1 pseudogene is annotated in these 512 nt (G+C 51.0%); it reads right to left on the bottom strand.

What is annotated here, in order from left to right:
• Positions 1–127 precede the first annotated feature (127 nt).
• Positions 128–512, bottom strand: a pseudogene (locus tag DEQ92_RS24260) (hypothetical protein); the annotation flags it as partial.

Raw genomic sequence — 512 nt, 5'->3', positions numbered from 1 at the left:
CACACCGCACTCTTTGCAGATCTCCGCACTGCGCCGTATTTCTGCACCACACTCATAACAGTGGACTAAATCTTCTTCGTCGGAGACGTTTTGCGTAGACATTTATATTTAAGTTATCAATCAGTGGTTACTGAACGTGGGTGAAGGTGGTCCAGACTTTGTTTTTACTCTCATCGTATGGCTGACTGGAACCGCTGTTGAGGTTGCGATAGTGAATCAGCCCCTCGATTAAGAGGATGATAAGATAGACGCCAACGGTACTGAGTGCCATCACAATGTTCAGTAGATGACGAAGGGGTCTCTGATACTTCCAGGAGTCGATGATAGCGAAGAGGATGCCATAGCTCTGAGTGGCAGCAGCGTTCCCCGGGTTCGCCGTGGGTTGGCCCGTTTGGTTATGTGGTACTTGCTGTTGACGCTGTTGGCTCTGCATCTGCGTCTGCGCCTGTCGAACACCGCATTCCGGACAGATTTCGGCCTTCGTTAGGATAATCTCGCCGCACTCCCGACAG

Source organism: Haloferax sp. Atlit-6N (genome assembly GCF_003383195.1).
GTDB classification, from domain to species: Archaea; Halobacteriota; Halobacteria; order Halobacteriales; family Haloferacaceae; genus Haloferax; species Haloferax gibbonsii.
This window is presented reverse-complemented; position numbering and strand designations above follow the sequence as displayed.